Annotated in this window: 1 pseudogene; it reads left to right on the top strand. The window is 42.8% G+C overall.

What is annotated here, in order from left to right:
• Positions 1-512 (top strand): annotated as a pseudogene (locus GMA8713_RS26480) (phosphoribosylaminoimidazolesuccinocarboxamide synthase); the annotation flags it as partial.

Genomic DNA, 512 nt, shown 5'->3' with positions numbered 1-512 from the left:
CGATGATGTCAATATCTCACGTCATAATATTGAAGAGAATTTTGCCGCTTTTAACTTCAGTCGTGTCGAAGATATTGCCTTGTACGAACAGCTATTAAAAGAAGGCTTCAACGTCATTAGCCAAGCACTCCGTCAAGTAGAGCAAATCTTCGTCGATACCAAGTTTGAATTTGGTTATGTCACCGATGCTAACGGCGTTGAGAAGCTCATTTATATGGATGAAGTGGGTACGCCGGACTCGTCTCGCATCTGGGAGAGCGCTTCCTATCAGCAAGGACGTATTGTGGAAAATTCGAAAGAGGGTGTTCGGCAATACTTGCTCAAAAACTGAACAGACCCTGATATTTTAATCAACAAGGAACGGATGGCTGAGAGAGAAGCGCTTGATCGTGAAAATGCACTGCCTTTGGCTGAATTAATGGATATTTCCAACACCTATCTTGCGATTGCAGAGAAAATTGTTGGCCAACCGATAGCATTAAGCCAAAACCCAAAGCAAGAGATCATTACTA

Origin of the sequence: Grimontia marina (assembly GCF_900060185.1) — a bacterium.
GTDB classification, from domain to species: Bacteria; Pseudomonadota; Gammaproteobacteria; order Enterobacterales; family Vibrionaceae; genus Enterovibrio; species Enterovibrio marinus.
The sequence above is the reverse complement of the archived record's forward strand: the minus strand, read 5'-3'. Positions and strand labels throughout refer to the sequence as shown.